Source organism: Rathayibacter sp. AY1B4 (assembly GCF_002932815.1).
Lineage (GTDB): Bacteria > Actinomycetota > Actinomycetes > Actinomycetales > Microbacteriaceae > Rathayibacter.
The window spans coordinates 138,673-163,767 of the sequence record NZ_PSWN01000003.1 but is presented as its reverse complement, the minus strand read 5'-3'; the positions used below and the strand labels follow the sequence as shown (position 1 = coordinate 163,767).

Sequence of the window (25,095 nt, the reverse complement as noted above, 5' to 3'; positions counted from 1 at the left end):
GTCAGCGGGAACGGCGTCGCGGCTCGCGCGTCCTGAGGACGAACGAGACCATGCCGATGAGACCGGCGGCCAGGAAGTACCAGCCGAGGTCTCGCGCCCACACCAGAGCCGGGGTCGTGGTGGAGCTGAGGGGGACCTCGTCCACCATGGCACCCGGCTCGAACCATGTCAGGGAGTCGATCGTCCCGCCGTCCGGCCCGATGATCGCACTCGTCCCGACGGTCGAGATGTTGACCACGCTGCGCCCGGTCTCGATGGCCCGCAGGCGGGCGATGGCGAGCTGCTGGACGCTCTCGTCGGTCCGGCCGAAGTCGGCGTTGTTGGTCTGCCCGAGGATGACCTGGGCTCCCCCGTCGACCATCGCGTTCGTCAGCGCGTCGTCCGAGATGTCGAAGCAGATCGCGATGCCTGCGAGGACGCCGTTCACGTCGAAGACGTTGGGACGGGTGCCGATCGAGTAGTCGCGGCTCACCAGGTCGACCAGGTCCGGAGCGAACATCCGCCAGAACGCCCGGTCCGGCATGTATTCGGCGAACGGCACGGGATGCACCTTGTCGTAGACCTGCGTCGCCCCCTCCCCCGCCTTCCAGAGCAGCGAGCTGTTGTAGAAGACGTCGTCCGAGGGGTTCGTGATCGTGCCCACGATGAACGGCGCGTCCATCGTCCGGCTGAGGTAGTCGAGGACGGCGGCCGACTGGGCGTTCCGGGTCGGATCGATGTCGACGCCGTTCTCGGGCCACACCACCATGTCGACGTCCTGGTCGAGGATCGGCAGCGTCGCCGAGGTGTGGTCCTCGAGGATCTGCCCGCGGTAGCTCTGCGAGAAGAGGCCCGCATCGGAGTCGCCCTGGACGGCGGCGATCCGGGTCGTGCCCTCCGTCGGTGCCGGCCAGGCGGGGAACACCAGCGCCACGATCGCGAAGCCCGCGAGAGCGCTGACCCGGGCGGAGGCCGGGACGGACGTCTCGCGGACGGCCTGCGCGAGCACGGCGGCGAGGAACGCGACCACGAAGCCGAGGCCGGCGAAGCCGATCCACGCCGCGAGACCGGCGAGCGGGCCGAGGGACTGCGAGATCGCGAGGCGGCCCCAGGCGAAGCCGCCGTAGGGCCAGACGCTGGTGATCGACTCGCGCCCGATCCAGAGCGCCGCCAGGAGGACGGGGAGGCCGACCATCCGGCCGAGCGGTCCCGTCCAGACGCGGTGGCCGCGCGTGGAGACGACCGCCATCAGCCCCGCCGAGAACGCGAAGAAGATCGCCTGCAGGCCGGCGAGGGCCGCCCACGGGACCGGGCCGAGGTAGAGGGTCAGCCACTCGATGTGGACACCCCAGAAGACCGCTCCACCGACGAGGCCGACGAGGGCCCCGCTCCAGAAGCCGCGCCCCGCCAGCGCGAACAGGATCGCCGCGGCGCCCACGATCGCCAGCGGCCAGACATCGGAGTCGGGGAAGCCGCGGTCGAGCACGGCGCCGCCGAGGGCGGCGAGGGGCAGCGCCACCCACAGCGGAACGGTCCGCCCGTCGGGCGGAGGAGCGACCGGCGTCATGCGACGGTCGAGTACGCGACGATGCCGCGGCGGACCAGGTCGAGGGCGGTCCGGGCCGCGCGGCCGACCTTGCCCTCGGCGACGACGGAGAGCTGGTCGAGGAGGTCGATGGTCTGCTTCGCCCAGCGCACGAAGTCGCCGGCGGCCATGTCGGACTCGCGGAGCACCATGTCGAGCGGCATGCCCTTGGCCCACATGTTCATCGACAGCGCCAGGCTCGTCGAGATCGGGTTGCTGCCCGGCAGGCGGTGCTCCCGCTCGACGTCGTCGAGCCGGGCCCACAGAAGCTGGGTCCTCTCCAGCGCCTCGGGGAACGCGCCGCGGGGCAGGAACTGCTCGCCGAGCGTCCCCTCCTCGCGTCGCGGCTCGAAGACCAGGCAGCACGCCATCGCCGCGAGGCCGGCCGGATCGAGCTCCGTCCACGCCTGCTTCCGGAGGCACTCGGCGACGAGCAGGTCCCGCTCCCCGTAGATCCGGCGGAGCGTGCGACCGTTGGGCGTCAGCGAGAGCTCGCCGACCTCGTCCCGGCGGAAGTAGCCGAGCTCGAGCAGCACGTCCGTGATGTGGTCGAAGATGCGGGCGACGGCGCCGGTGCGCGAGCGGATCTGGCGCTCGATCTCGTCGGTCTCGCGGCGCAGCTTCCACCAGCGCTCGGCCCAGCGCGCGTGCTGCTCGCGGTCGGAGCAGGCGTGGCACGGGTGCGCCTTCATCCGGCGCCGCAGGCTCGTGAGCTGTCCCTGGCGCTTCTCGCGCTCGGCGTGGGACGCGGACTCGCCGCGCACCGCGCCCCGGCGCTCGAGGTCGCCGATCTCTCGGCGGATCGCCGCGTACTGCTCGAAGTCGCCCAGGTGGCACTGCATCGCCGTGACGTAGCCCGCCATCGACTCCTCCTGCTGGCGGACCCGGCGGGCGAGATCGACGACGGACCGGTCGGCCTGGAACTGCGCGAACGACGACTCGAGGATCTCGCGCGTGCGCACCCGCCCGAACTGCTCGATCAGGTTCGCGGCCATGTTGTAGCTGGGGCGGAAGCTGGAGTTGAGCGGGTAGGTCCGCCGGGAGGCGAGGGACGCGACCGCCTGGGGGTCCATCCCGCCGCGCCACTGGATCACCGAGTGGCCCTCCACGTCGATGCCGCGACGGCCCGCCCGGCCGGTGAGCTGGGTGTACTCCCCCGGTGTGATCGGGACGCGCGCCTCGCCGTTGAACTTCTCAAGCTTCTCGAGGACGACCGTGCGGGCGGGCATGTTGATGCCGAGCGCGAGCGTCTCGGTCGCGAAGACCACGCGCACGAGCCGGCGCAGGAACAGCTCCTCCACGACCTCCTTGAAGGCGGGGAGCATCCCGGCGTGGTGGGCGGCGACGCCCCGCTGGAGTCCGTCGAGCCACTCCCAGTAGCCGAGTACCGCGAGGTCCTCGTCGCGGATCGTCCGGCACCGCTCCTCGACGATCGCGCGGATCTCGTCGCGCTCGTGGCGCTCGGTGAGGCGCACGCCCGACCGCAGCACCTGGCGCACGGCCTGGTCGCAGCCCGCACGGCTGAAGACGAAGAAGATCGCGGGGAGGAGGTTCTTGCCGCGGAGGATCTCGACGACCTCCGAGCGCAACACGAGCTCCTCGGTGCGCTGCTCCGGGTAGCGGCCGCGACCGCCTCGGCCGTTGCGGCCGCCCCTGCCGCCGCGCTCGACCCGGGAGCCGCCCTGGGCCATGCGGGCGAGCTCGGGGTTCACCCGGTTCGTCGCCGCCCGACCGGAGGAGTCGAAGAGGTCGACCAGCTTGCCGCCCACCAGGACGTGCTGGTCGAGCGGGACGGGCCGCTCCTCGGAGACAATGACCTCGGTCTCGCCCCGGACGGTCTGGAGCCAGTCGCCGAACTCTTCGGCGTTCGACACGGTCGCGCTGAGCGAGACCAGCCGCACGCGCTGCGGGAGGTGGATGATGACCTCCTCCCAGACGGCGCCGCGGAAGCGGTCGGCGAGGTAGTGCACCTCGTCCATCACGACGTAGGCGAGGTCGCGCAGGAGGTCCGAGTCGGCGTACAGCATGTTGCGCAGCACCTCGGTCGTCATCACGACGATGCGGGCGCGCGCGTTGACGTTGGAGTCGCCGGTCAGCAGACCGACCTCGGAGGCTCCGTAGTCCTCGACGAACTCCTGGAACTTCTGGTTGCTCAGCGCCTTCATCGGCGTCGTGTAGAAGACCTTGGCCGTCGGGTCCTGCATGGCCAGGTGGATCGCGAACTCGGCCACCGCCGTCTTGCCGGCGCCGGTGGGCGCGGCGACGAGGACGCTGTGGCCGTCGTCGAGAGCGCTGCAGGCCTCGTACTGGAAGGGGTCGAGGTCGAACGCGAGGGTCGAGCGGAACGCCTCGACCCTCGCGTGGCCCTGGCGCGTCCGGAACGCGGCGAACCGCTCGGCGGGAGACGGTCCAGTCACGCGGGCAGGTCGGAGGGGCTGCCGTCGAACACCAGCTGGCGCTTGGCGGCGCGCCGGTCGTGCAGGATCGCGATCCCGCAGGCGAGGAAGAACAGGAAGATGATCGGGATGGCCAGGAGGAACATCGAGATCGGGTCGGCCGCGGGGGTCGCGATCGCCGTGAAGAGCACGATCGCCATGATCGCGATGCGCCACGACTTGAGGATCAGCATGCCGGGGAGGATGCCGAGGAAGTTGAGGAGCACCAGGAAGACGGGCAGCACGAAGGCGATGCCGACGACCAGCACGAGCTTGAGAACGAACTCGTAGTAGATCTTGGCGTCGAGGAAGCTCGCCGCGTTGCTGCCGGTGAAGCTCGTCAGGAGCTCCACGATGTGCGGGAACACGAACCAGCCGGCCGCACAGCCCGCGAAGAACAGCGGGATGGCGGTGAGGATGAAGCCGAGGCCGTACCGCATCTCCTTGCGGGTCAGGCCCGGGACGAGGAACGCCCAGATCTGGTAGAGCCAGACCGGGCTCGCCAGGACGATGCCCACCGTGATGGCGATCTGCAGCCGCAGGTCGAAGGCACCGGCGATCGTCGGGAAGTTGAGGATCGCCTCCTTCCCCTGGGTGGAGGCCACCTCGGAGATCGGAGCCTTGAGGGCCTCGAAGACCCACTCCGAGACGAACCATCCCGCGACGCACGCGATGACGATCGCGATCGCCGACTTGAAGAGCCTGTTGCGAAGCTCGACGAGGTGCGCCCCGAGCGACATGCGCCCGTCGGGGTTCTTCGTCCGCTTCGTCCGTGGCTTCTTCGGTGCCACGGACGTCATTACTTGAGCGGGGACTCGGGCGGCGTGGTGGTGCCGGTGCCGGTGGTCGTGCCGGTGGATCCGGCGACGGTGCCGGTGGTCCCCTCGGTCGACTCACGGCGCTCGGTGCCGTCCTCGTCCTTCATGGTCTTGACCTCGCTCTTGAAGATCCGCATCGACTGCCCGACACTGCGGGCCAGCTGCGGGAGCTTGGGCGCACCGAACAGGAGGAGGATCACGGCGAGGATGATGAGGAGGTGCCACCCCTGGAGGCCAGCGAACATTGCAGACTCACTTCACTTGTCGGTTGCGGTGTACGAGGAGCTTACCCCGTTCGACCCGTCCTGACCGGCGGAGATCGATCCTGTCGCGACGTGCGTCACGCCGGCCCTCGTGCGCACGCCTCACGTCGTCGCGATCGGCGAACAGCGACGAGGGCGGACGGTGCGGCAGGTCGTCCGTCACTCCAGGACTCAGTGTCTCGAGTTTCGCGGTGACCTCGGACAGCTGTCCGAGGAGCACCTTCCCCTTGCGCCAGTAGGAGAGGGCGAAGAGGACCAGCATCGCCAGAGCGCCCAGCGCGAGGCCGAGCCAGATCAGGATCCACGACCACCAGGTCACGACGGCTCCCCCTCGTTCGCGGCGAGCGCGGAGGCCGCCCAGTGCGCGACCGCGGTGCGCGCCTCGGGGGGTGCCACCACGGTGACGAGACCCGCCAACGACGCCACCAGGCGCGTCAGTCCCTCCAGATGGGCGACGCGGAGACGGACGAGGACACCGTGGTCCTCCTCCCCCGGCACGGGATCGGGGAACTCGGCGTCGGCCGCGTAGTCGCCCAGCAGCACGACGGCGCTGGGAGCGACGCGCAGGTCCACGACGAGATCGGAGGCGGAGGCCTCGAAGAGCCGTTCCGAGAGGGTCACCTCGTTGCGGCGCCGGACGATCGGCGTCCCCGTGTCGCGGAGGGAGCGCATCCTGTCGACCCGGAACGTCCTGACGCCCTCGCGGAGGTGGTCCCATCCGCGCAGGTACCAGTCCCGGTCGACCGATTCGAGCACGAAGGGGTCGACGAGCCGGGACTCGGTCTCGCCGCGGGCGCTGCGGTAGTCGAAAGCGACCTGCGTCGCCGAGCCCATCGCTGTCCGCAGGAGCGCCACAGCGCTGTCCGCGCCCGTGCCGCGCGAGACCGCGACCGCGCTCGGGGCCGAGGAGGCGCCGCGCGCGAGCTTCCCCATCAGCGAGGCGATCCGGTCGTTGCCCTGGTTCTCGGGCAGCGCTGCGAGGTACTGCATGCCGGCGATGAGGGCGGCGGCCTCCCGCGCCGAGAACCTCGGCGAGTCGTCGATCGCGACCTGGTGGGTGAGGACGACGTGGTCGTTCTCCTCGAAGTCGTCCCAGCCGATGTCGAAGAGGTCGTTCGCCTGGTACTGCGCGGTCTCGCCGGGGATGCCCGAGACGGCGATGAGGCGCACCGCGCGGCGCACCTCCTCCTCCGGGATCTCGAAGTGCGCGGCGACCTCGGCGACGGAGACGCGACCCCGGTCGAGCAGGTAGGGAACGAGGGAGAGGAGGACGGCCAGTCGGTCGCGCGCCTGCAGGGAGCGGGGTCTAGCCACGGGGATCCCCTCCATGGTCGTCCAGGGTGCGGCGGAGGCGGTCGAGGACGCGGCGGCGGAGCTCCTCCGGCTCGAGCACCCGCACCTCAGGACCGTGACCGGCGAGCTCGTCCGCGAGCACGTCCGGGTCGGTGTAGTGCAGGCGCAGCAGGCCCTGGCCCTCGCCCTCTGCCTCGGCACGCCCGCCGAGACGGAGGGCGGCGTCGGAGTCGGGGGCGACGCGCAGGAGCGCGCTGTTGCGCTGCAGGATCTCGTCGAGCTGGGCGAGAGCGGTCGCCGCGTGGTCCCCCTCCGCGGGAGGCGCGGTGCGGCCGGTGGACGCGACCGGCCCGACGATCCGCGACAGGAGGAAGGTCCGCGTGCCCTCGGCGCCCTCGTCCCAGCCGTGGAGGTGCCAGCGCCCCTGGTGGTTCACCAGGGCGCGGGGCTGCACGGTGCGCACGCGCGGCTCCTCGCCGCCTGGCTTCAGGTAGGGGAAGCGGACGACCTGGCCGCGGTCGAGCGCGGCGTTGAGCGGCTCGAACGAGGCCTCGCGGACCCGGATCGAGGGGCTGATGCCGATGACGGGGTCGACGGACTCGACCCCTATCGAGCGCAGCTTGATCAGCGCGCGCCGCGACTCCGCCGAGAGCGTCCCCTCGCGCCAGACCGCCCCGGCCAGGCGGAGCAGCGCGAGCTCCTCCGGATCGAAGGTCAGGTCGGCCGGGAGGTCGTAGCTGCGCTTCGCGATGCGGTACCGGACGGTCTGGGTGTTGCCCGGGTCGCCCGGGGCGTCGACCGTCTCGATCGGGATGCCCAGCTCGCGCAGGTCGTCCTTGTCGCGCTCGAACTGGCGCTCGAGCGAGGTCCGGTCGCCCCGGCCCACCCGCTGCCGGTAGCCCTGCACCGTCGAGAGGACGTCGGCCTTCGTCAGTCCGTTCTCGGCCGCGACGAGCGCGAGCACGAGGTTGAACAGACGCTCCTCGGCCGGGACGCGGCTCGAGGACGGGGCGTCGGAAGGCACGCCCTCCAGTCTAGGGCCGGGCCCGGTCAGACCTTTCCGAGGATGTCGGCGACGAAGATCAGCGTCGCGCCGCCGGGGATCCCGCCCTGGGGGGAGCCCTGGTCGCCGTAGCCCTGGTCGGGCGGGATGACCGCGATGACCTGGGATCCGACGGGCTGGCCGATGAGGGCGTCGGCGAATCCGGCGATGACTCCGCCCTGGGTCGTCGAGCCGTCGGCGGCCGTGAAGACGGCGGGAGCGCCCTTCTCCCAGCTGGAGTCGAACACCTTCCCGTCGCTCCACTGCCAGCCGGTGTAGGCCACGACGACCTGGTCGCCCTCGGCGACGACGTCGCCGTCGCCCTTCTTGAGCTGGGCGATGCGGAGGTCGGTCGGCGCGTCGCCGGAGGGCTTCGCGAGCCCCGGGCGTCCGTCGTCGCCGAGCGTCACCGTCGGGAAGCCGTCGGGCGCGGGCTGGGCGGCGCCGTTCGCTCGGGCCAGGGAGGCCTCGCGGACGTCCGCGACGAGCACGAGCGTGTCGTCCTCCGAGATGCCGAGCTGCGACGAGGACTGGCCGAAGCCGTCCTCGGGGGCGATCGCGATGGCGACGCGCGAGCCGACCTGCGTGCAGAGGAGGCCCTCGTTCAGGCCGACGAGCCCGGCTCCGCCGACGCCGAAGCGGGCGGTGCTCGACCCGTCGTAGGGCGAGGTCTCGAGGACCGTGCCGTCCGCGCCGTTGACCAGGGTGTAGTCGATGGTGACGAGCTGGCCCTTCTCGAGCGGTGCGCCCGAGCCCTCGATGAGGGTGCTGACCTGCGTGCCGTCCGCCTTCAGCGGTGTCGGGACGCTGACGTCCGGCTTCGCTCCGAAGTCGCCCGTGGCGCTGACCGCCGCCGAGGAGTCGCCGGAGGAGAAAGGAGCGTCGCAGTCCGCCTGCGAGGAGGACGCGGTGCATCCGGTGAGAGCGGCGACGATGCCGATGCCGGCGATGAGCGCGGTGGTCCTGCGCACGGGTCCTCGATTCGAGAGAAGGGGAGCGGTGACGCCCGGGGTGGAGACGGCCCGGAGGCCGGGAACAGCTTAGAGGATGCCCTCGTCGTCGGGCTCCGCGGTCTCCTCGCCGAACCCGCGGGCCCGGGAGAGCTCGGCGCTGGTAGCGGACTCGCGGACCCGCTTGCGCAGGCTCTTGGGGCTCACGGCGCGCTCGCCGAGCGCGCCGGGGGTCCAGGCCTCCACGTCCTCGTCGCTGAAGTCCGTCTTCGACGGGCGGCGCTTGAGCTCGGGGAGCACGGTGTCCGGAGCGAGCCGGCGAGCGGTGATGAGGAAGCCGGTGTGGCCGATCATCCGGTGGTCCGGCCGGACCGCGAGGCCCTCGACGTGCCAGCCGCGGACCATGGTCTCGTTCGACGACGGGTTCGTGAACAGGCCCGAGGCGCGGATCGCCTCCGCCGTCCGCGAGAGCTGCGTGACGGTCGCCACGTAGCAGAGGAGCACTCCCCCGGGCGTGAGCGCCTCGGCGGCGACGTCGAGGCACTCCCAGGGCGCGAGCATGTCGAGCACGACGCGGTCGGCTTCGCCGGACGGGACCGTGCCGGGCAGCGCCTCGACGAGGTCGCCGACGGTGACGCTCCAGTTGTCGGGCGTGTAGCCGAGGAAGGTCTCGATGTTCGCCCGTGCGACATCCGCGAACTCCTCGCGCCGCTCGAACGACGACAGCCGGCCGGTCGGACCCACCGCCCGCAGCAGCCAGAGCGAGAGCGCGCCGGAGCCGACACCGGCCTCGACCACGCGGGCGCCGGGGAAGACGTCGGCGAGGGCGAGGATCTGGGCCGCGTCCTTCGGGTACACGATCGCCGCGCCGCGGGGCATCGACATCACGAAGTCGGCGAGGAGAGGGCGCAGCGCGAGGTGCTCGACGCCGACGGTGTTGGTCACCACCGAGCCGTCGGGCAGCCCGATCACCGTGTCGTGCTCGATGCCGCCCCGGTGCGTGTGGAACACCTTGCCGGGAACGAGCGTGATGGTGTTCATCCGCCCCTTGGGTCCCGTCAGCTGGACGCGGTCCCCCGCGCGGAAGGGTCCGGAATGCTGCAGTGCCTCACCGGTCATCGGCGGGCCTCCGTCTCGGTCGTGGCCGGGCCGGAGCCGCGGTGCTCGGAGGACACCGTCGCGAGGTCCGCGACGGTGCGGCCCGCGAGAGTGGGCCAGAGGGCGTAGGGGGCGGCGGGGTCCAGCTCCAGCTGGTGCGGGACGCCGATCGCCGCGGCTCCGGAGGCGACGGCCGCGCCGAGGCCCGTGAGGGAGTCCTCGATCGCGACGCAGGCGGCGATGTCGACGCCGAGGGTGCTCGCGGCGAGGAGGTACGCCTCGGGGTGGGGCTTGCTGCGCTCGACCATGTCGCCGCTGACGACGGCGGCGAAGGCGGGGAACGGGATCCGGTCCACGACGGCCGCGGCCATCCGCGAGATCGACATCGTGACCAGCGCCTGCGGCACTCCCGCCTCGGACACCGCGCGCAGCAGCTCGAGCGCGCCCGGTCGCCACGGGATGCTCACGGCCAGCTGGTCTACGACCTCGTCGGTCATCCGGTCGATGATCGCGTCGACGGAGAGGTCGACGCCCTTGCCCTGCAGGATGCGGGCGGCGGCGGGCAGGCCCGAGCCGACGAGTCCCATCGCGTCCTCGTGGGTCCACACTCCGCCGAAGGAGGAGACGAGCGCGTGCTCCGACGCCATCCAGTACGGCTCGGTGTCGACGAGCGTCCCGTCCATGTCCCAGAGGACGGCGGCGGGGGCGGACGCTCCTCCGAGCGGCTCGGAGGACAGCGGCCGGGCGGAGGTCTCGGGAGTCACGAGCGACCATGGTACCGGCAGGGCCGCGCCCTTCCCCGGCCGCGGGCCGAGAGCGAACAGGGCGGCCGATCCCGCCGGACGGGACGGGCGGGGCCGGGGGCGGTCCTATCCTGGTCGGAGGGACAGGCGCGGTGTGCGCTCCCCGCACATCGAGCCGAACGCGGAGATCCTGCCTATGAACGTGATCACGGGGAACGTCCTGGTCGTGGCCTTCGAGGGCTGGAACGACGCCGGGGACGCCGCCAGCGGCGCGCTGCGGCTGGTCAAGGACGCCGGGGAGTACGTGCCCCTCTTCGCCGTCGACGCCGAGCAGTACTACGACTTCCAGTACACCCGCCCCATGCTCTCGATCGGCGAGGACGGCCGCCGCAGCCTCGCCTGGCCCGGCACCCAGATCTTCGGCCCGGCCGACACCTCGGTCGACGCCGAGAGCGCGCTGTACCTCATGATCGGCACCGAGCCCTCGCGCAGCTGGAAGAGCTTCGCCGCCGAGGTCGTCGACGCCATGCTCGCGATCGACATCTCCGCCGTCGTCTTCCTCGGCGCGATGCTCGCCGACGTCCCGCACACCCGGCCGATCTCGATCTTCGCCTCGAGCGAGAACGCGGAGCTGCGGAGCTCGTTCGAGCTCGAGCGCTCCAGCTACGAGGGGCCGGTCGGCATCCTCAGCGTGATCGGCGAGGCCGCGCAGAAGGTCGGCATCCCCGCCGTCTCGATCTGGGCCTCCGTCCCGCACTACGTGCACAACGCGCCCTCGCCCAAGGCGATGCTGGCGCTGCTCGAGAAGCTCGAGGAGGTCGTCGGCCTGGCGATCCCCCGCGGCGACCTCGTCGAGGAGGCGGAGGAGTGGGAGCGCGGCATCGACGCCCTCGCCGCCGAGGACGAGGAGATGGCGTCGTACATCGCCCAGCTCGAGCAGGCGCGCGACACCGTCGACTCGCCGGAGGCGAGCGGCGAGGCGATCGCCCAGGAGTTCGAGCGCTACCTGCGCCGCCGCGGCGACGGCCGCTCCGGCGAGGAGCCCTGGCGGCCGTAGCCTCCACCGGCGCCCGCTCGTCCGAGACGGTCGTCGATCACTGGACTGTTCCCGACCGATGACACTCCGGGCCGCCCTGACGGGACCCTGACGGGACTCGAGCCGTACGGGACTCGAGCCGGACGGGACTCGAGCCTTAAGGGGTTCAGGCCGGGCGCACCCCGAGCAGGGCGTCGACCGCGTCGCGCAGGAGCGACGGGTCGTCCACGCCCTCGGTCAGTGCGGCGTCGACGACGGCGAGGGCGGCCGGAGTGCCGAGGTCGTCGGCCAGCGCCTCGCGCAGCTGCGCCAGCACCTCGAGCGCCGAGCGCGGTCCCACGGCGGCGAGGGCCGCCTCCCAGCGCACCAGGCGCGCCTCGGCCGACGGCAGGTCCTCGGGCAGCCACTCCCAGTCGGAGCGGTAGTGGTGCGCGAGGAGCGCGAGGCGGATCGCCCGCGGGTCCGCGCCCTCGCTCCGCAGACGGGAGACCAGCACCAGGTTCCCGAGCGACTTGCTCATCTTCTCGCCCTGGTAGGCGACCATCCCGGCGTGCGCGTAGGCGCGGGCCAGAGGACGGCCGGACAGCGAAGCGGCGTGGCCGGCGCTGAACTCGTGGTGCGGGAAGACCAGGTCGCTGCCGCCGCCCTGCAGGGTGAACTCGGGTCCGAGCCGGTCGAGGGCGATCACCGAGCACTCGATGTGCCAGCCCGGACGGCCGCGGCCGACCTCGGCGTCCCAGGCGGGCTCGTCGGCGCGCTCGGCCCGCCAGAGCAGCGGATCGAGGGGGTCGCGCTTGCCGGCGCGCTCCGGGTCGCCCCCGCGCAGCGCCGAGAGGCGGGCCATCGACTCCGCGTCGAGCCGGCTCTCGCTGCCCAGGTGCCAGACGGCGCTCTCGGCTGCGGCGATGTCGTAGTAGAGGTCGCTCGCGCCCTCCTCCGCCGCGTCCGGAGCAGCGACGCGGTAGGCGACGCCGTCGCGCTCCAGGCGGGCGACCGCTTCCGCGATGGGATCCACGGTCTCGGTGACTCCGACGTAGTGCTGCGGAGGCAGGACGCGCAGGGCGGCCATGTCGCCGCGGAACAGCTCGACCTGCTCCTCGGCGAGGTCGCGCCAGTCGACGCAGGTGGCCGTCGCACGCTCGAGCAGCGGGTCGTCGACATCGGTCACGTTCTGGGCGTACTCGACCGTGTAGCCCGCGTCGAGCCAGACGCGCTGGACCGTGTCGAAGGCGAGGTAGGTCGACGCGTGCCCGAGGTGGGTGGCGTCGTAGGGCGTGATGCCGCAGACGTAGAGGCTCGCGACTCCGCTGGGCGCGTCGAGCTCGACGGGGCCGGCGGTCGCGGTGTCGTGCAGGAGCGGTGCGCTCCCCCGGCCGGGCAGGGCGGGGACGTCGGCGGCGGTCCAGGCGCGCATCTAGGCGGCGATCAGGCCGGTGGCGAGCGCGACCATCAGGACGACGCCGAGGACGATGCGGTACACGACGAACGGGAGGAAGCTGCGGCGGGAGATGTAGCTCATGAAGAACGCGATCACGACGAAGCCGACCACGAACGCGACGATGGTCGCCACGAGGGTCTCGAGCCCGCCGACCTGGACCTGGTTCGGGAGCACGACCGGGTCGCTGATGCTCTTGTACAGCTGGTAGAGACCGCTGCCGAACACCGCGGGGATCGCGAGGAGGAAGGAGTAGCGCGCCGCCGCCTTGCGCTCGTAGCCGAGGAAGAGGCCGGCGGTGATGGTGCCTCCCGAGCGCGAGACGCCGGGGATCAGGGCGAGCGCCTGCGCGCCTCCGAAGATCAGGCCGTCGCGGACTCCCAGGTCGCGCAGGCGGCGCTTCTTCGCGCCGACCGCGTCGGCGATGCCGAGCAGGATGCCGAAGAGGATGAGGGTGGTGGCCACCACCCACAGGGAGCGGAGGGTCGTCTCGATCGCGTCCTGGAAGACGAGGCCGAGGACGATGATCGGGAGGCTGCCCAGGATGATGAGCCAGCCCATGCGGGCGTCCGGGTCCGAGCGCGGGATCCGGCCGACGAGGGAGCGCGCCCAGTGCGACACGATCCGCACGATGTCGCGCCAGAAGTAGATGATGACGGCGGTCTCGGTGCCCAGCTGCGTGATCGCGGTGAACGCGGCTCCGGTGTCGCGGCCGCCGAGACCGGGCAGCAGCTCGCTGACGATCCGGAGGTGGGCGCTGGAGGAGATGGGGAGGAATTCGGTCAGACCCTGGACGAGTCCCAGGATCAGCGCGTCGAGCAGGCCCATGCGTCACTTTCGAGGAGGGCTGGGGCGTCGTCGGCCAGCAGTCGGTCGGGATCGGTCGGTGCTGACCCCGTCCGCGGCGCCGTCAGGAGCTCAGCAGGAGATCGGTCAGGACCTTCCTGCCAAACACTAGTGCGTCCAGTGGAACGCGCTCGTCGACCCCGTGGAACAGCGCCGGGAAGTCCAGGGAAGACGGCAGCTGGAGCGGCGCGAACCCGTATCCGGTGATGCCGAGCGTCGAGAGCGCCTTGTTGTCGGTGCCTCCGGAGAGCAGGTACGGGAGGACCTCGGCGCCCGGATCGAACCGGCGGATCGAGGCGGCCATGCTCTCGACGAGGGGGCCGGCGAAGGGCACCTCGAGTCCGATGTCGCGGTGCTGGACGAGGATCTCGACGTGCTCGCCCGCGAGGACCTTCAGCCGCTCGAGCACCGCATCCTCCTCGCCGGGGAGGACGCGCACGTCGATGGTGGCCTCCGCGGTGTCCGGGATGACGTTGGCCTTGTAGCCGGCCGACAGCATCGACGGATTGGCGGTGGTGCGCAGCGTCGCGGCGATGAAGCGCGAGGCGGTGCCGGTGGCGAGTGCCAGCTCCTCCGGAGTGCTGCGCTGGGGGTCGTGGCCGAGCAGGCGGGCGACCTCGTCGAGCAGCTCGCGCGTGGTGTCGGTGAGGCGCGTGGGCCACTCCTCGCTGCCGATGCGGGCGATCGCCTGCGCCAGCCGGGTGACGGCGTTCTCGGAGTTGATCTGCGAGCCGTGCCCCGCCGTGCCGTGCGCGCGGAGGGTCAGCCACATCAGCGCCTTCTCGCCCGTCTGCACGAGGTAGGCGCGCTTGCCGGCCAGCTCGATCGAGTAGCCGCCGACCTCGCTGATCGCCTCGGTCGCTCCGGCGAACAGCTCGGGCCGCTCACGGGCCAGGAATCCCGATCCCCGCACGCCGCCCGCCTCCTCGTCGGCGAAGAAGGCGATGACGAGGTCGCGGGAGGGGCGCCGCCCCTCGCGGAGGATGTCGCCGAGCGAGGCGAGGATCATCGCGTCCATGTTCTTCATGTCGACCGCGCCGCGGCCCCAGAGCATGCCGTCCTTGATCTCGCCGCCGAACGGGTCGACGCTCCAGTTGTCGGCGACGGCGGGCACCACGTCGAGGTGCCCGTGGACGACGAGGGCGCCGCGCTCGCGGTCCTCCCCCGCGACCCGCGCCACGACGCTCGTGCGTCCCGGGTCGGAGTCGATCAGCTCCGGCTCGAGGCCGAGGTCGCGCAGCTTCGCCGCGACGTACTCCGCGGCCGGGCGCTCCGGCTCCGCCTTCCCGTCGCCGTAGTTGCTGGTGTCGAAGCGGATGAGATCGCGCGCGATGAGCGCCGTCTCGTCGAGGGTGCTGTCGGTCACGGGCGCGCTGTCGATGCTGTCGGACATGCGGGCAACGGTACCGGCGCGGGCTCGACGGCGCGCGGAGGCCGGTGGGCCGCGAGGTGGCGTGAGAGGCTCCGGAACCGTGCTAATGTCTTCTTCGGCCGCGGAAACGCAGGTCAAAGGAAACACTCGTCCGGGTGGCGGAAATGGCAGACGCGCTAGCTTGAGGTGCTAGTGCCCGTATAGGGCGTGGGGGTTCAAGTCCCCCCTCGGACACACTGATCGGAACCCCTCGTCTCTCCTCGGAGAGGCGGGGGGTTCCGTCGTTACCGGCACCGTCCCCTCCTCGCGCCGGCGGGAGGGATGCTGTGGGCGGAGTGTGCAGACGCCCCGGCTCCTCACGAGGAGACGGGGCGGCTGCTGCATCGGACGGGCGCTTCTGCAGCGGACGGGCGCTCCTGCACCGCAGGGCCCTCCCGCACGGACCGAGCCTCGGTGTCAGACGCCCACTGCTGCCGGCGACCAGCCGAGAGCCGGAGCGATCGATTCCACGACAGTGCGCAGGAGCCGCGCGTTGTACTCGACCCCGAGCTGGTTGGGAACGGTGAGCAGCAGCGTGTCCGCCTCCTGCACGGCGGCGTCCGCAGCGAGCTCGGCGGCGACGGCGTCCGGCTCGCCCGTGTAGCTGCGGCCGAAGCGGGCGCGGACGCCCCCGAGGGTGGCGACCTGGTCCTGCTCACCGCGGCCGCCGAAGTACAGACGGTCGAGATCGCTCGTGATCGGGAGGACGCTGCGCGAGACGGAGACGCGCGGGGTGCGCGCCCAGCCCGCCTCGCTCCACGCGGCGCGGTACTCGCGGATCTGGCGGGCCTGCAGCTCGTCGAAGGGCACGCCCTCCTCCTCCAGCAGCAGCGTCGACGACTGCAGGTTCATGCCCTGCTCGGCCGCCCAGCGCGCGGTCGCGAAGCTGCCGGCACCCCACCAGATCCGGTCCTCGAGGCCGGGCGAGCGCGGCTCGATCGAGAGCGGGAGCGACTGGCGCGTCATCGCCGGATCCGACTGCGCGACGGGTGCCCCGGCGAGCGCCTCCCGGAGGATGCGCACCTTCTGCCGGGCGAGGTCGGCGTCGGTCATCCCCTCCGGGGGGACGAAGCCGAACGTTTCGGACCCGCGCAGGGCGGTCTCGGGCGATCCCCGGCTGACCCCGAGCTCGAGCCGGCCGTCGGAGATCAGGTCGGTGGCGGCCGCCTCCTCCGCCATGTAGAGCGGGTTCTCGTAGCGCATGTCGATGACCCCGGTGCCGATCTCGATGCGGCGGGTGCGCGCGGCGATCGCCGCCAGCAGCGGGAACGGCGAGGCGAGCTGCGGCGCGAAGTGGTGCACGCGGACGTAGGCGCCGTCGATGCCGATCTCCTCCGCCGCCTCCGCGAGCTCGATCGTCTGGAGGAGGACGTCGCGAGCCGAGCGGGTCTGAGACCCGGGGACCGACTGGTAGTGGCCGAAGGAGAGGAAGCCGATACGCGAGACCATGCCTGCCTCAGCGCTCGGGGGTCCCCCGCTATTCCCGGGTGGTGTGCACGGCGGACCCCGAACCGCGACAGAGCTCCCGAGGAGTCCTCAATACACGTATGGTGGTCGCGTGCCCGCTGATCGGGGCGGAGGGGGTCGTCGTGGAGCGGATGGTCGGTCGCCTCGGGGCGACTCTCGGGGTCGCCATGCAGACGATCAGCGGGTCGCAGGTGCAGGCAGGCGCTCTCCGTCCGCAGCGGAACCGGGCGCCCGGTCGCGTCTCCGCGTCAGTGCGCCTCGAAGTCGGCGGAGACCGAGGCGGTGACCTCGATGTCCTCCGGCTTGAGGGCCAACGGCTCCTCAGGAGAGGAGAACGCCTTGGCGCGGCTCATCATCGCCGAGCCGCCCTCGATGCGCGTGTGCGGCCGCAGTCCCGGCTCGAAGAGGGTCAGCACCCGCACCTCGGTCAGGCCGAGAGCCGCCGCATAGGCCTCGGCCCGCTCGCGCGCGTCGCGGACGGCAGCGGTGCGGACCTCGCGCTCGATGCCCGAACGTCGTGCCGCCGTCACGTCCCAGTCGACCCCCGAGATCTGGATCCCCGGCACCTCCGAGATCGAGCCGACCCAGCGCCCGAGAGCCGCGAAGTCCCGGTACTTCACCCGGACCCCGGCGGCCGCGACATGGAACAGCTGCGTGACGTCCGAGTCCTTGATGTACCGGCGGATCGAGGAGACCGAGATCTGATCGGAGGACCACCAGGTGGCGGCGCCGGACGCCTGCTCGGCGGCCGCCTCCTCACGGACCCGCGCGTGCAGGGCGGTGACCTCGGCGAGCGCCTGGGGCCGGGATCGCGACTCGCGCCGGATCTCGAGGCGGACGGTGCCCCGCTCGGCGGGGTGGAAGTGCTGGGCGAGACCGGCGACGGTGATGGTGACCATGGCCCCATCGTGCCGTACGCACCCCGTCAGCTCCGAGCGGCGAGCATCTCCCGGATGCGGTCGGCGAGGGCCCGCTCCGTCGTCAGGTTGCTGACCAGCTGGGCTCGGTGCCCCCCGCAGGCGCCTGGGAGGGGAGCTCCGCTGCTCGGGTCGACCCGGCCCAGCAGTGCCCGCTCCCCCTGGGCGATCGAGGCCTCGAGCAGGGCGAGCCGCCGCTCGAGCCTCTCGGTCTCGAAGCTCTCGGGCGTGATGTCGGACTCGCGGAAGTGGCCGGCTGTGGAAGTGGGGACGCTCATCGATGATCCGTTCCGTCGGGGGCGCCCAGGAGCGGCGCCATCACCAGGAAGACACCGGAGAACGGCGATCATGACGCGAAGGCGCGAAATGCACTGAGAAGTGGCGCGCCACCGGCGGTCAGGAGCGGAAGACGGCCAGGTTCTCGTTCTCCACGATGGCGAGGGTGCGGACGAGGCGGGTGTAGCGCTCGACGAGCTCGCCCTCCCCCGCGCCCTGTCCCAGCAGGGCCGAGATGCTCTCGGCGGGGAAGAGGGAGACGATCTCCATCGCGACGGCCCGCGCGTGCTCGGAGGAGAGAGTGCGCGCGTACTCCAGAGCGCGGGTCAGCTGCGGCCTCTCCTCCCCCTCCGGACTCGCCGACGGCGCCGTCGTGGCGGCATGCCCGAGGACCGCCACGAAGACGCGGGCGATCTCGTCGACCCGGAGTGCGCGGACCAGGGTCAGCAGACGCGAGGAGACGCGGGAGACGCCGCGCGCGAGGAGCTCTCCGCTGAGGGCGCGCACCTCGATCACGTCGCCGCCGCCGAACTCGCCGGAGACGCGCTTGATGCCCGAGGCGAACAGGCTCGAGCCGGCTCCGATGCTCCGCTCGGCCTCGAGGTTGATCTCGACGCGGCCGCGGCCGGTGGCCACTCCGGAGATCCAGCGCTGCTCCACGGGCGGATGCGCGTGCACGGCGCGGACGAGGGTGCCCGGGCCCGGCCCTCCCAGGGCGCCCAGGATGACCTCGGGGGTGCGCGCCCCGGCGATCCTGGTCGAGACGCCGTTGTGCGCGGCGAGCTCGGCGGCCCGCAGCTTGGAGCGGATGCCCCCTCGGCCGGTACCGCCCTTCTGCACGCCGATGCGGCGCAGCTCCGAGATGCCCAGCTCCTCGAGGTGCACGCCCTCGGCGATGCTGCCGGCGAAGACGCCGGGGACGTCGGTGAGCAGCAGCAGCAGGTCCGCGCCGAGGAGCATCGCCAATCCGCCGGCGACGCCGTCGTTGTCCGAGCCGGCGGAGTCGATCGTGTCGTTGCCGTTGACCACGGGCACGACTCCGGCGTCGAGGGCGTGGCGGATCGCCTCGGCGACGTGTGCCATCTGCCGGGGAGAGGCGAGGTCGGACTCGCCGATGAGGATCTGCGCGACCAGGGCGCCCGAGAGCTCGGCCACCGAGCGGTAGAAGCCCATCAGGACGGTCTGGCCCACCGCTGCCGCCAGGCGGGCGCTGATCGGCTCCTCCTGCGAGCGGGCGAAGAGCGCCCGGCCCGAGGACACGGCGCCGGAGGAGACCAGCACGACGTCCCAGCCCAGCGCGCGGGCGGCGAAGGCGCTCTCGAGCGCGCTGGCCAGGAGAACGGGATCCGGACCCGACTGCTTGGTGACCGAGCTGGACCCCATCTTGACCACGAGGGTCCTTCTGCGCGGCGCGGCCGGGGCGGTGGCGTCGGAGTCGGCGTGGTCGGGCAGGGCGTCGGACATGGCTCCCATGGTAGAGGCGCGGCAGGAGGCCCTCCCTCGCCGAGACCCGGTGCAGAACGCCCCCGGACGGGGATGTCGGAGGCGGATGCGAGACTGACCGGGACGTCTGGAACCTCCTCCTCAGTGCGCCTCGCCGGGCGGTCGCGGAGGGGTCCGAGCGGCTCGCCGGTGGATGTCGGTGGCGATTGACATACTCGAACACATGTTCGAACATGGGCAGATGAGCCCCCCTTCACCCCTCGTCTCCGCGGAGACGGCCGAGGCCGCAGAGCCCCTTCTGCGGCAGCTCGCGTCGGTGAAGGAGCTGCAGTCCCGCATCCGGGACATGCAGGCGACCACTCTCGAGACCAGGAGCCTCGCCACCCTGCCGGCCTTCTCCTCCGTGCTCCCGGGCGGCTCGCTCAAGCAGGGTGCCGCCTACTCGGTGGAGGGCTCGATGAGTCTGGCGATGGGGCTGCTCGCCGGCCCGTCCGCCGAGGGCTCGTGGTGCGGCGTGGTGGGCGTCCCGGAGTTCGGGGCCGAGGCCGCGGCCGGCATGGGGATCGACCTCGAGCGCCTGGTGCTCGTGCCCGCACCGGCCGAGCACTGGCTCACCGTCACCGCCGCTCTGGTCGATGTGCTGACCGTCGTGCTCACCCGTCCGCCCGCCTCCGTCTCCTCGGCCGACGTCTCGCGTCTGGGAGCACGACTGCGCCAGCGGGGTGCCGCGCTCGTGGTCCTCGGCGAGTGGCCCCAGGCCGAGGCGCGGCTCAGCATCCGCAGCAGCCGCTGGGAGGGGCTCGGCGACGGCCACGGCTACCTGCGCTCCCGGGAGGCGATGGTCGATGTGGTCGGCCGGGCCGGCACCCGGGTGCGCACGGTGCGGATGAGCATGCCCGGCGTCGAGAGCGCCTTCGGCTCCCGGGTCGAGCACGGCCGCCTGCACGAGCGGGCGGTCTGAGATGGCGAGCGCACCCGAGCTGCGGCGGACGATCCTCGTCTGGTGCCCCGACTGGCCCCTCCTCGCGGCCGCCGCCGACGCCGGCCTCAGCGACGAGCACCCCCTGGCCCTCACGGAGAAGAGCCTGGTCTTCGCCTCCTCCCCCGCTGCCCGGGCGGAGGGGGTCCGGCGGGGCATGCGCGTGCGCGAGGCGCAGTCCCGTTGCACGGGTCTCGCCGTCCTCCCGTACGACCCGGTGCTCGACCACCGGGCGTTCGAGCCGCTCATCCAGGCGCTCGAGGAGATCACCCCGGGCGTCCAGCTGATCAGGCCCGGTCTGTGCGCGATCCGCGCCCGCGGTCCGCGCCGCTACTACGGGAGCGAGCAGAGCGCGGCCGAGGCGATCCTGCAGCGGCTGGCCGAGCTGGGTCTCCCCGACGCCCGCATCGGGATCGCCGACGGGCTCTTCGCCTCCGAGCTCGCCGCGAAGCACTCCGGCCGCCCCGTCGCCGTCGTGCCCCCAGGAGCAGCGGCAGGCTTCCTCGCTCCTCTCCCGCTCGACGCCCTCGAGACCGAGTCCGTCGCAGCCCCTGCACGTGCTCCCCGCCGGGGGGACGACCTGGTGGCGCTCCTGCGCAGACTCGGCGTCCGCACCCTCGGCGCCTTCGCCGCCCTCCCTCGCGAGGACGTCGCCGCCCGGTTCGGACCGGACGGCGCCCACGCGCACCTCCTCGCCGCCGGTGCGGAGTCGGAGACGGTGGTGCCCCGGCTCCCGCCGGAGCGCCTCGACCGGGCGATGGAGTTCGAGCCCCCTCTGGACCGCATCGACCAGGCCGCCTTCGCCTTCCGCGTCCCCGCGGAGGAGTTCGTCGCCGGGCTCACCCGCGCACAGCTGGTCGCGACCGCCATCCGCATCGAGGTCGTCAGCGAGCGCGGTGAGGTCTCCTCCCGGAGCTGGCTGCACCCGAGATGGTTCACCCCGGGCGACGTGCTCGACCGGGTCCGCTGGCAGCTGCAGGGCAGCGGGGAGATCGACACCGGTCTCGGAGCGCCGATCTCGCGGCTGTGCGTCGAGCCCGAGGCGGTCGACGCGATCGGCAACCACGAGCAGGGTCTCTGGGGCACCGCTCCGGAGGAGCGCGTCCACCACGGGCTGAGCCGCGTGCAGAGCATGCTCGGGCACGAGGCCGTGATGACCGCGTCGATCGGAGGGGGTCGATCCCTCCGCGACCGCCAGCACCTGATCCCCTGGGGCGACCGGGAGCCGGGCGACGCACGGCCGAGGACCCTGCCCTGGCCCGGCTCCCTGCCGCCGCCCCTCCCGCCGACGGTCTTCGCGGAGCCCGCGGCCGTGCTGGTCCGCGGACCGAGGGGCGAACCCGTCGCGGTCGACGAGCGCGGCGCCCTCAGCTCCGTGCCCGCCTACTTCACCCCCGGGACCTCTCAGGCACGCCTGGAGCCCCTCGCCGGATGGGCGGGTCCCTGGCCGATCGACGAGCGCTGGTGGGATCCGAGCACCGCCGTCCGCTACGACCGCTTCCAGGTGGTCGACGCCGCCGGTGTCGCCTGGCTGCTGCTCTGCCTCGACGGGGTCTGGGCAGCAGAGGCCCGCTACGACTGAACCGGAGCATCCCTCCACCACCGCGAACGAGCACCGAAGGAGCCCCGATGGGCTGGAACAACCCGCCGATCCCCTGGTCGGAGTTCGAGCGCCGCCTCTCCAGCGGCAAGCGCGCCGACGGCACGGTCATCCGGGGCGACGGCGGCGACAGTCCGGCCTGGTCGCACAAGCGCCCCGCCTACGTGGCCGGGGACGACGTCCGGCCGCCGGCTCATCCGGTGCCCTACGCCGAGCTGCACGCCCACTCCCACTTCAGCTTCCTCGACGGGGCGAGCAAGCCGGAGCAGCTGGTCGAGGAGGCGGTCCGGCTCGGCATCGACACTCTCGCGCTCACCGACCACGACGGCCTCTACGGCATCGTGAGGATGGCCGAGGCCGCGCAGGGGCACGCCGTCCGCACGGCCTTCGGAGCCGAGCTCTCGATCGGGCTCACCTCGCCTCAGAACGGGGTCGCCGATCCGGAGGGGACCCACCTGCTCGTCCTCGCGCGCCGCGAGGAGGGCTACCACCGCCTCGCCCGTGCGATCACCACCGCCCAGCTCGCCGGAGCCGAGAAGGGCAAGCCGAGCTACGACCTCGAGGAGCTCGCGCGCGCCGCCGACGGCCACTGGATCGTGCTGACGGGCTGCCGCAAGGGAGCGGTCCGTCACGCGCTCGCCGCCGCAGGAGTGGCCGCGGCCGAGCAGGAGGTCCGCGAGCTCGTCCGGCTCTTCGGTCCCGCCAACGTCCTCGTGGAGCTGTACGACCACGGGGATCCCCTCGCCTCGCGCGCCAACGACCAGCTGGCGACGATCGCCGAGAAGCTCCGGCTGCGGACGGTCGCCACCGGGAACGTGCACTACGCCCGGCCGGAGGAGCGCCCCCTCCAGACGGCCCTCGCCGCGGTCAGAGCACGCCGGAGCCTCGACGAGATGGACGGCTGGCTCCCCGCAGCGGGCGGCGCCCACCTGCGCTCCGGCGCCGAGATGGCCGAGCGCTTCGGCCGCTACCCCGGCTCCGTGGAGAACACGGTGCGCGTCGCCGACGAGATCGCCTTCGAGCTCGGCCGAGTCCGGCCCCGGCTGCCGCGCCAGGAGGTCCCCGAGGGGCACACCTCGATGAGCTGGCTGCGCGAGCTCGTGCGCGAGGCCGTGCCGGCCAAGTACCCCCGCGCCGACGCCGACGTCCTCGCGCGCCTCGAGAAGGAGCTCGCGGTGATCGAGCAGAAGGACTTCCCGGGCTACTTCCTGATCGTCCACGACATCGTCCACTACGCCAAGCGGAACGGCATCCTCTGCCAGGGACGCGGCTCGGCCGCCAACTCGGCGGTCTGCTACGTCCTGGGCATCACGGCGGTCGACTCGATCTTCTACGACCTGCCGTTCGAGCGGTTCCTCTCCAGCATCCGCGACGAGGAGCCCGACATCGACGTCGACTTCGACTCGGAGCGGCGCGAGGAGGTGATCCAGTACGTCTACCGGAAGTACGGACGTCTGAACGCGGCCCAGGTCGCCAACGTCATCACCTACCGGCCCAAGTTCGCCGTGCGCGACATGGCCAAGGCCCTCGGATACAGCGCCGGGCAGCAGGACGGCTGGTCGAAGCAGGTCGAGCGGTGGGGGTCCGTCACCGAGAGCACCGACCACGACATCCCCGAGGACGTGGTCGCCCTGACCACCCGGGTGCTGGGCACGCCCCGGCACCTGGGCATCCACTCCGGCGGCATGGTGCTGACCGACCGGCCCGTGGGCGAGGTCTGCCCGATCGAGCCCGCCCGGATGGAGGACCGCACCGTCCTGCAGTGGGACAAGGACGACTGCGCCTGGATGGGCCTGGTCAAGTTCGACCTCCTCGGGCTCGGGATGCTCGCCGCCCTGCAGTACACGTTCGACCTCGTCGCCGAGCACGTCGGCGAGAAGTGGGACCTCTCCACCCTCCCCCGGGAGGAGAAGGGCGTCTACGACCAGCTCTGCCGCGCCGATTCGATCGGGGTGTTCCAGGTCGAGAGCCGGGCGCAGATGGGCACCCTCCCCCGGCTGCAGCCGCGCCGCTTCTACGATCTGGTGATCGAGGTCGCGCTCATCCGCCCCGGCCCCATCCAGGGCGGTGCGGTCCACCCCTACATCCGCCGCAAGCTCGGCGAGGAGCCGGTGACGTACCAGCACCCCCTCCTCGTGACGCCGCTCAAGCGCACCCTCGGCGTGCCGCTCTTCCAGGAGCAGCTCATGCAGGTGGCCGTGGCCGTCGGCGACTGCAACGCGGAGGACGCCGACCTGCTGCGCCGGGCGATGGGGTCCAAGCGCGGGACCGAGAAGATCGAGACCCTCCGCGAGCGGCTCTACCAGGGGATGGCCCGCAACGGCATCACGGGCGAGGTCGCGGACGACATCTACCTCCGGATCCAGGCCTTCGCGAACTTCGGCTTCGCCGAGAGCCATGCGATCAGCTTCGCCCTGCTGGTCTACGCGAGCGCCTGGCTCCGCCTGCACTACCCCGCCGCGTTCACCGCCGCGCTGCTGAGGGCGCAGCCCATGGGCTTCTACGCCCCGCACACCCTGGTCGCCGATGCCCGGCGTCACGGAGTGGAGGTCGTCTCGCCCGACGTCAACCGCTCCCTGGCGCCTCCCGGGCTCGAGGCGAAGGAGGACGCCCCCGCACGCCGGAGGGGCGGCGCCGCCTACGGGAGCGACGACTGCCTCCGCGCCGATCAGCCGCCCACGGGACTGTTCGACCGCACCGAGCACTTCCACACGGACGACCACAGGCGCGACAGCGGCTTCGTGATCCGGCTCGGGCTGGCAGGGGTGAAGGGCATCGGCACCGCGCTCGCCGAGCACATCGTCGCCGAGCGCGAACGCGGCGGACCCTACGCGAGCATGGCCGACCTCTCGCGTCGGGTCGGCACGACCGCGGCTCAGCTGGAGGCCCTCGGCGCCGCGGGCGCCTTCGACTCGCTCGGTCTGCAGCGTCGGCAGGCGCTCTGGGAGGCCGGCACCGCCGCAGGCGACCGCGAGGAGTTCCTCGCCGGCTCCACGGTCGTCGTGCAGCCCCCGCTCCTGCCGATGCTCTCCCCTCAGGAGCGCGTGGTCTTCGACTTCTGGGCCACCGGCATCTCGCCCGACGACCATCCGCTGCGCCACCTCCGCGAGGGGCTCGCTCGCCGCGGCGCCCGCTCCTCGGCCGATCTCCCCGCCATCCCCTCGGGGACCCGGATCGAGGTCGGCGGGGTCGTGATCCACCGCCAACGTCCCTCCACAGCCGGTGGAGTGACCTTCCTCAACCTCGAGGACGAGCACGGGATCCTCAACGTGATCTGCTCCGTCGGAGTATGGAACCGCTACCGCCGCGTGGCCCGCGAGGCACCCGCCCTGCTGGTCAGGGGGATCCTCGAGCGCTCCGACGAGGGGGTGACGAACCTCCTCGCCGACAGGTTCGAGACCCTCACGGTCGGCGCTCGCACCACCTCCCGCAACTTCCGATGACCCCTCAGCGGCACCGCCCGCTCGCCCCACGAGAAA

Annotated in this window: 21 protein-coding genes and 1 tRNA gene; 5 read left to right on the top strand and 17 right to left on the bottom strand. The window is 72.2% G+C overall.

The window, feature by feature from the left end; genetic code table 11:
- Window position 1 precedes the first annotated feature (1 nt).
- The 10 genes from lnt to C5D66_RS02985 form a co-directional block, all read right to left on the bottom strand.
- Window positions 2–1,546, bottom strand: coding sequence for an apolipoprotein N-acyltransferase (gene lnt / locus C5D66_RS03030; RefSeq protein ID WP_104255004.1), 1,545 nt, complete (start codon window positions 1,544–1,546; stop codon window positions 2–4).
- Window positions 1,543–3,981: an RNA helicase gene (locus tag C5D66_RS03025; protein WP_104222026.1), complete on the bottom strand. Its 2,439-nt coding sequence runs from the start codon at window positions 3,979–3,981 to the stop codon at window positions 1,543–1,545. Before C5D66_RS03025 ends, lnt begins: the two co-directional genes overlap by 4 nt.
- On the bottom strand, window positions 3,978–4,799 hold the full coding sequence (tatC, locus tag C5D66_RS03020) for a twin-arginine translocase subunit TatC (RefSeq protein WP_374952911.1): 822 nt from the start codon (window positions 4,797–4,799) through the stop codon (window positions 3,978–3,980). The genes C5D66_RS03025 and tatC overlap by 4 nt, the downstream gene beginning before the upstream one ends.
- Entirely contained in the window at window positions 4,799–5,062 is a 264-nt protein-coding gene (tatA, locus tag C5D66_RS03015; protein WP_104222022.1) for a Sec-independent protein translocase subunit TatA, read from the bottom strand. Before tatA ends, tatC begins: the two co-directional genes overlap by 1 nt.
- Before the next feature lie 7 nt (window positions 5,063–5,069).
- On the bottom strand, window positions 5,070–5,399 hold the full coding sequence (locus C5D66_RS03010; RefSeq protein ID WP_104255003.1) for a hypothetical protein: 330 nt from the start codon (window positions 5,397–5,399) through the stop codon (window positions 5,070–5,072).
- The gene (locus C5D66_RS03005; protein ID WP_104283651.1) at window positions 5,396–6,394 is read right to left on the bottom strand and encodes a YafY family protein; all 999 of its coding nucleotides are present in this window, start codon (window positions 6,392–6,394) and stop codon (window positions 5,396–5,398) included. Before C5D66_RS03005 ends, C5D66_RS03010 begins: the two co-directional genes overlap by 4 nt.
- Window positions 6,387–7,397: a YafY family protein gene (locus C5D66_RS03000; RefSeq protein ID WP_104255002.1), complete on the bottom strand. Its 1,011-nt coding sequence runs from the start codon at window positions 7,395–7,397 to the stop codon at window positions 6,387–6,389. The genes C5D66_RS03005 and C5D66_RS03000 overlap by 8 nt, the downstream gene beginning before the upstream one ends.
- 26 nt (window positions 7,398–7,423) lie before the next feature.
- Window positions 7,424–8,386 (bottom strand): FKBP-type peptidyl-prolyl cis-trans isomerase, encoded by a 963-nt coding sequence (locus C5D66_RS02995; RefSeq protein ID WP_104222014.1) that lies wholly within the window; start codon window positions 8,384–8,386, stop codon window positions 7,424–7,426.
- A 69-nt stretch (window positions 8,387–8,455) separates the two neighbouring features.
- Window positions 8,456–9,484: a tRNA (adenine-N1)-methyltransferase gene (locus tag C5D66_RS02990; RefSeq protein WP_104222012.1), complete on the bottom strand. Its 1,029-nt coding sequence runs from the start codon at window positions 9,482–9,484 to the stop codon at window positions 8,456–8,458.
- Window positions 9,481–10,227: an HAD family phosphatase gene (locus C5D66_RS02985; protein WP_258060432.1), complete on the bottom strand. Its 747-nt coding sequence runs from the start codon at window positions 10,225–10,227 to the stop codon at window positions 9,481–9,483. Before C5D66_RS02985 ends, C5D66_RS02990 begins: the two co-directional genes overlap by 4 nt.
- A 175-nt stretch (window positions 10,228–10,402) precedes the next feature.
- Here C5D66_RS02985 and C5D66_RS02980 point away from each other — a divergent pair, with 175 nt between their 5' ends.
- Window positions 10,403–11,263, top strand: a complete 861-nt coding sequence (locus tag C5D66_RS02980; RefSeq protein WP_104222142.1) for a proteasome assembly chaperone family protein — start codon at window positions 10,403–10,405, stop codon at window positions 11,261–11,263.
- Between the two features lie 145 nt (window positions 11,264–11,408).
- On the opposite strand, the gene mshC is transcribed toward C5D66_RS02980, so the two are convergent.
- The 3 genes from mshC to C5D66_RS02965 form a co-directional block, all read right to left on the bottom strand.
- Window positions 11,409–12,656, bottom strand: a complete 1,248-nt coding sequence (gene mshC / locus C5D66_RS02975; protein WP_104255001.1) for a cysteine--1-D-myo-inosityl 2-amino-2-deoxy-alpha-D-glucopyranoside ligase — start codon at window positions 12,654–12,656, stop codon at window positions 11,409–11,411.
- Window positions 12,657–13,505, bottom strand: a complete 849-nt coding sequence (locus C5D66_RS02970) for an undecaprenyl-diphosphate phosphatase (RefSeq protein ID WP_104222008.1) — start codon at window positions 13,503–13,505, stop codon at window positions 12,657–12,659.
- Between the two features lie 82 nt (window positions 13,506–13,587).
- Window positions 13,588–14,916 (bottom strand): M20/M25/M40 family metallo-hydrolase, encoded by a 1,329-nt coding sequence (locus C5D66_RS02965; protein WP_181028722.1) that lies wholly within the window; start codon window positions 14,914–14,916, stop codon window positions 13,588–13,590.
- A 128-nt stretch (window positions 14,917–15,044) separates the two neighbouring features.
- Between C5D66_RS02965 and C5D66_RS02960 the strand changes: the two genes are divergently transcribed.
- A tRNA-Leu gene (locus C5D66_RS02960) sits at window positions 15,045–15,129 on the top strand.
- 222 nt (window positions 15,130–15,351) lie between these two features.
- Here the strand turns inward: C5D66_RS02960 and C5D66_RS02955 are convergent.
- The 4 genes from C5D66_RS02955 to proB all read right to left on the bottom strand — a co-directional run bounded on the left by C5D66_RS02955 (window position 15,352) and on the right by proB (window position 19,058).
- Entirely contained in the window at window positions 15,352–16,383 is a 1,032-nt protein-coding gene (locus tag C5D66_RS02955; RefSeq protein ID WP_104326782.1) for an LLM class flavin-dependent oxidoreductase, read from the bottom strand.
- Between the two features lie 266 nt (window positions 16,384–16,649).
- Window positions 16,650–17,300, bottom strand: coding sequence for an SIMPL domain-containing protein (locus C5D66_RS02950; RefSeq protein WP_104254999.1), 651 nt, complete (start codon window positions 17,298–17,300; stop codon window positions 16,650–16,652).
- Window positions 17,301–17,326: 26 nt separating this feature from the next.
- Window positions 17,327–17,596, bottom strand: a complete 270-nt coding sequence (locus C5D66_RS02945; protein ID WP_104254998.1) for a hypothetical protein — start codon at window positions 17,594–17,596, stop codon at window positions 17,327–17,329.
- Window positions 17,597–17,714: 118 nt separating this feature from the next.
- Window positions 17,715–19,058 carry a glutamate 5-kinase gene (proB, locus tag C5D66_RS02940; protein ID WP_181028721.1) on the bottom strand — a complete coding sequence of 448 codons (1,344 nt, stop codon included), beginning with the start codon at window positions 19,056–19,058 and terminating at the stop codon, window positions 17,715–17,717.
- A gap of 220 nt (window positions 19,059–19,278) precedes the next feature.
- Here proB and C5D66_RS02935 point away from each other — a divergent pair, with 220 nt between their 5' ends.
- The 3 genes from C5D66_RS02935 to C5D66_RS02925 are packed head-to-tail and all read left to right on the top strand — an operon-like array spanning window position 19,279 to window position 25,059.
- On the top strand, window positions 19,279–19,998 hold the full coding sequence (locus C5D66_RS02935) for a hypothetical protein (RefSeq protein ID WP_104225270.1): 720 nt from the start codon (window positions 19,279–19,281) through the stop codon (window positions 19,996–19,998).
- 1 nt (window position 19,999) lies between these two features.
- Complete coding sequence (locus C5D66_RS02930) at window positions 20,000–21,598, top strand: DNA polymerase Y family protein (RefSeq protein WP_104254996.1); 1,599 nt, start codon at window positions 20,000–20,002, stop codon at window positions 21,596–21,598.
- A gap of 47 nt (window positions 21,599–21,645) precedes the next feature.
- Window positions 21,646–25,059: an error-prone DNA polymerase gene (locus C5D66_RS02925; protein ID WP_104254995.1), complete on the top strand. Its 3,414-nt coding sequence runs from the start codon at window positions 21,646–21,648 to the stop codon at window positions 25,057–25,059.
- Window positions 25,060–25,095 lie beyond the last annotated feature (36 nt).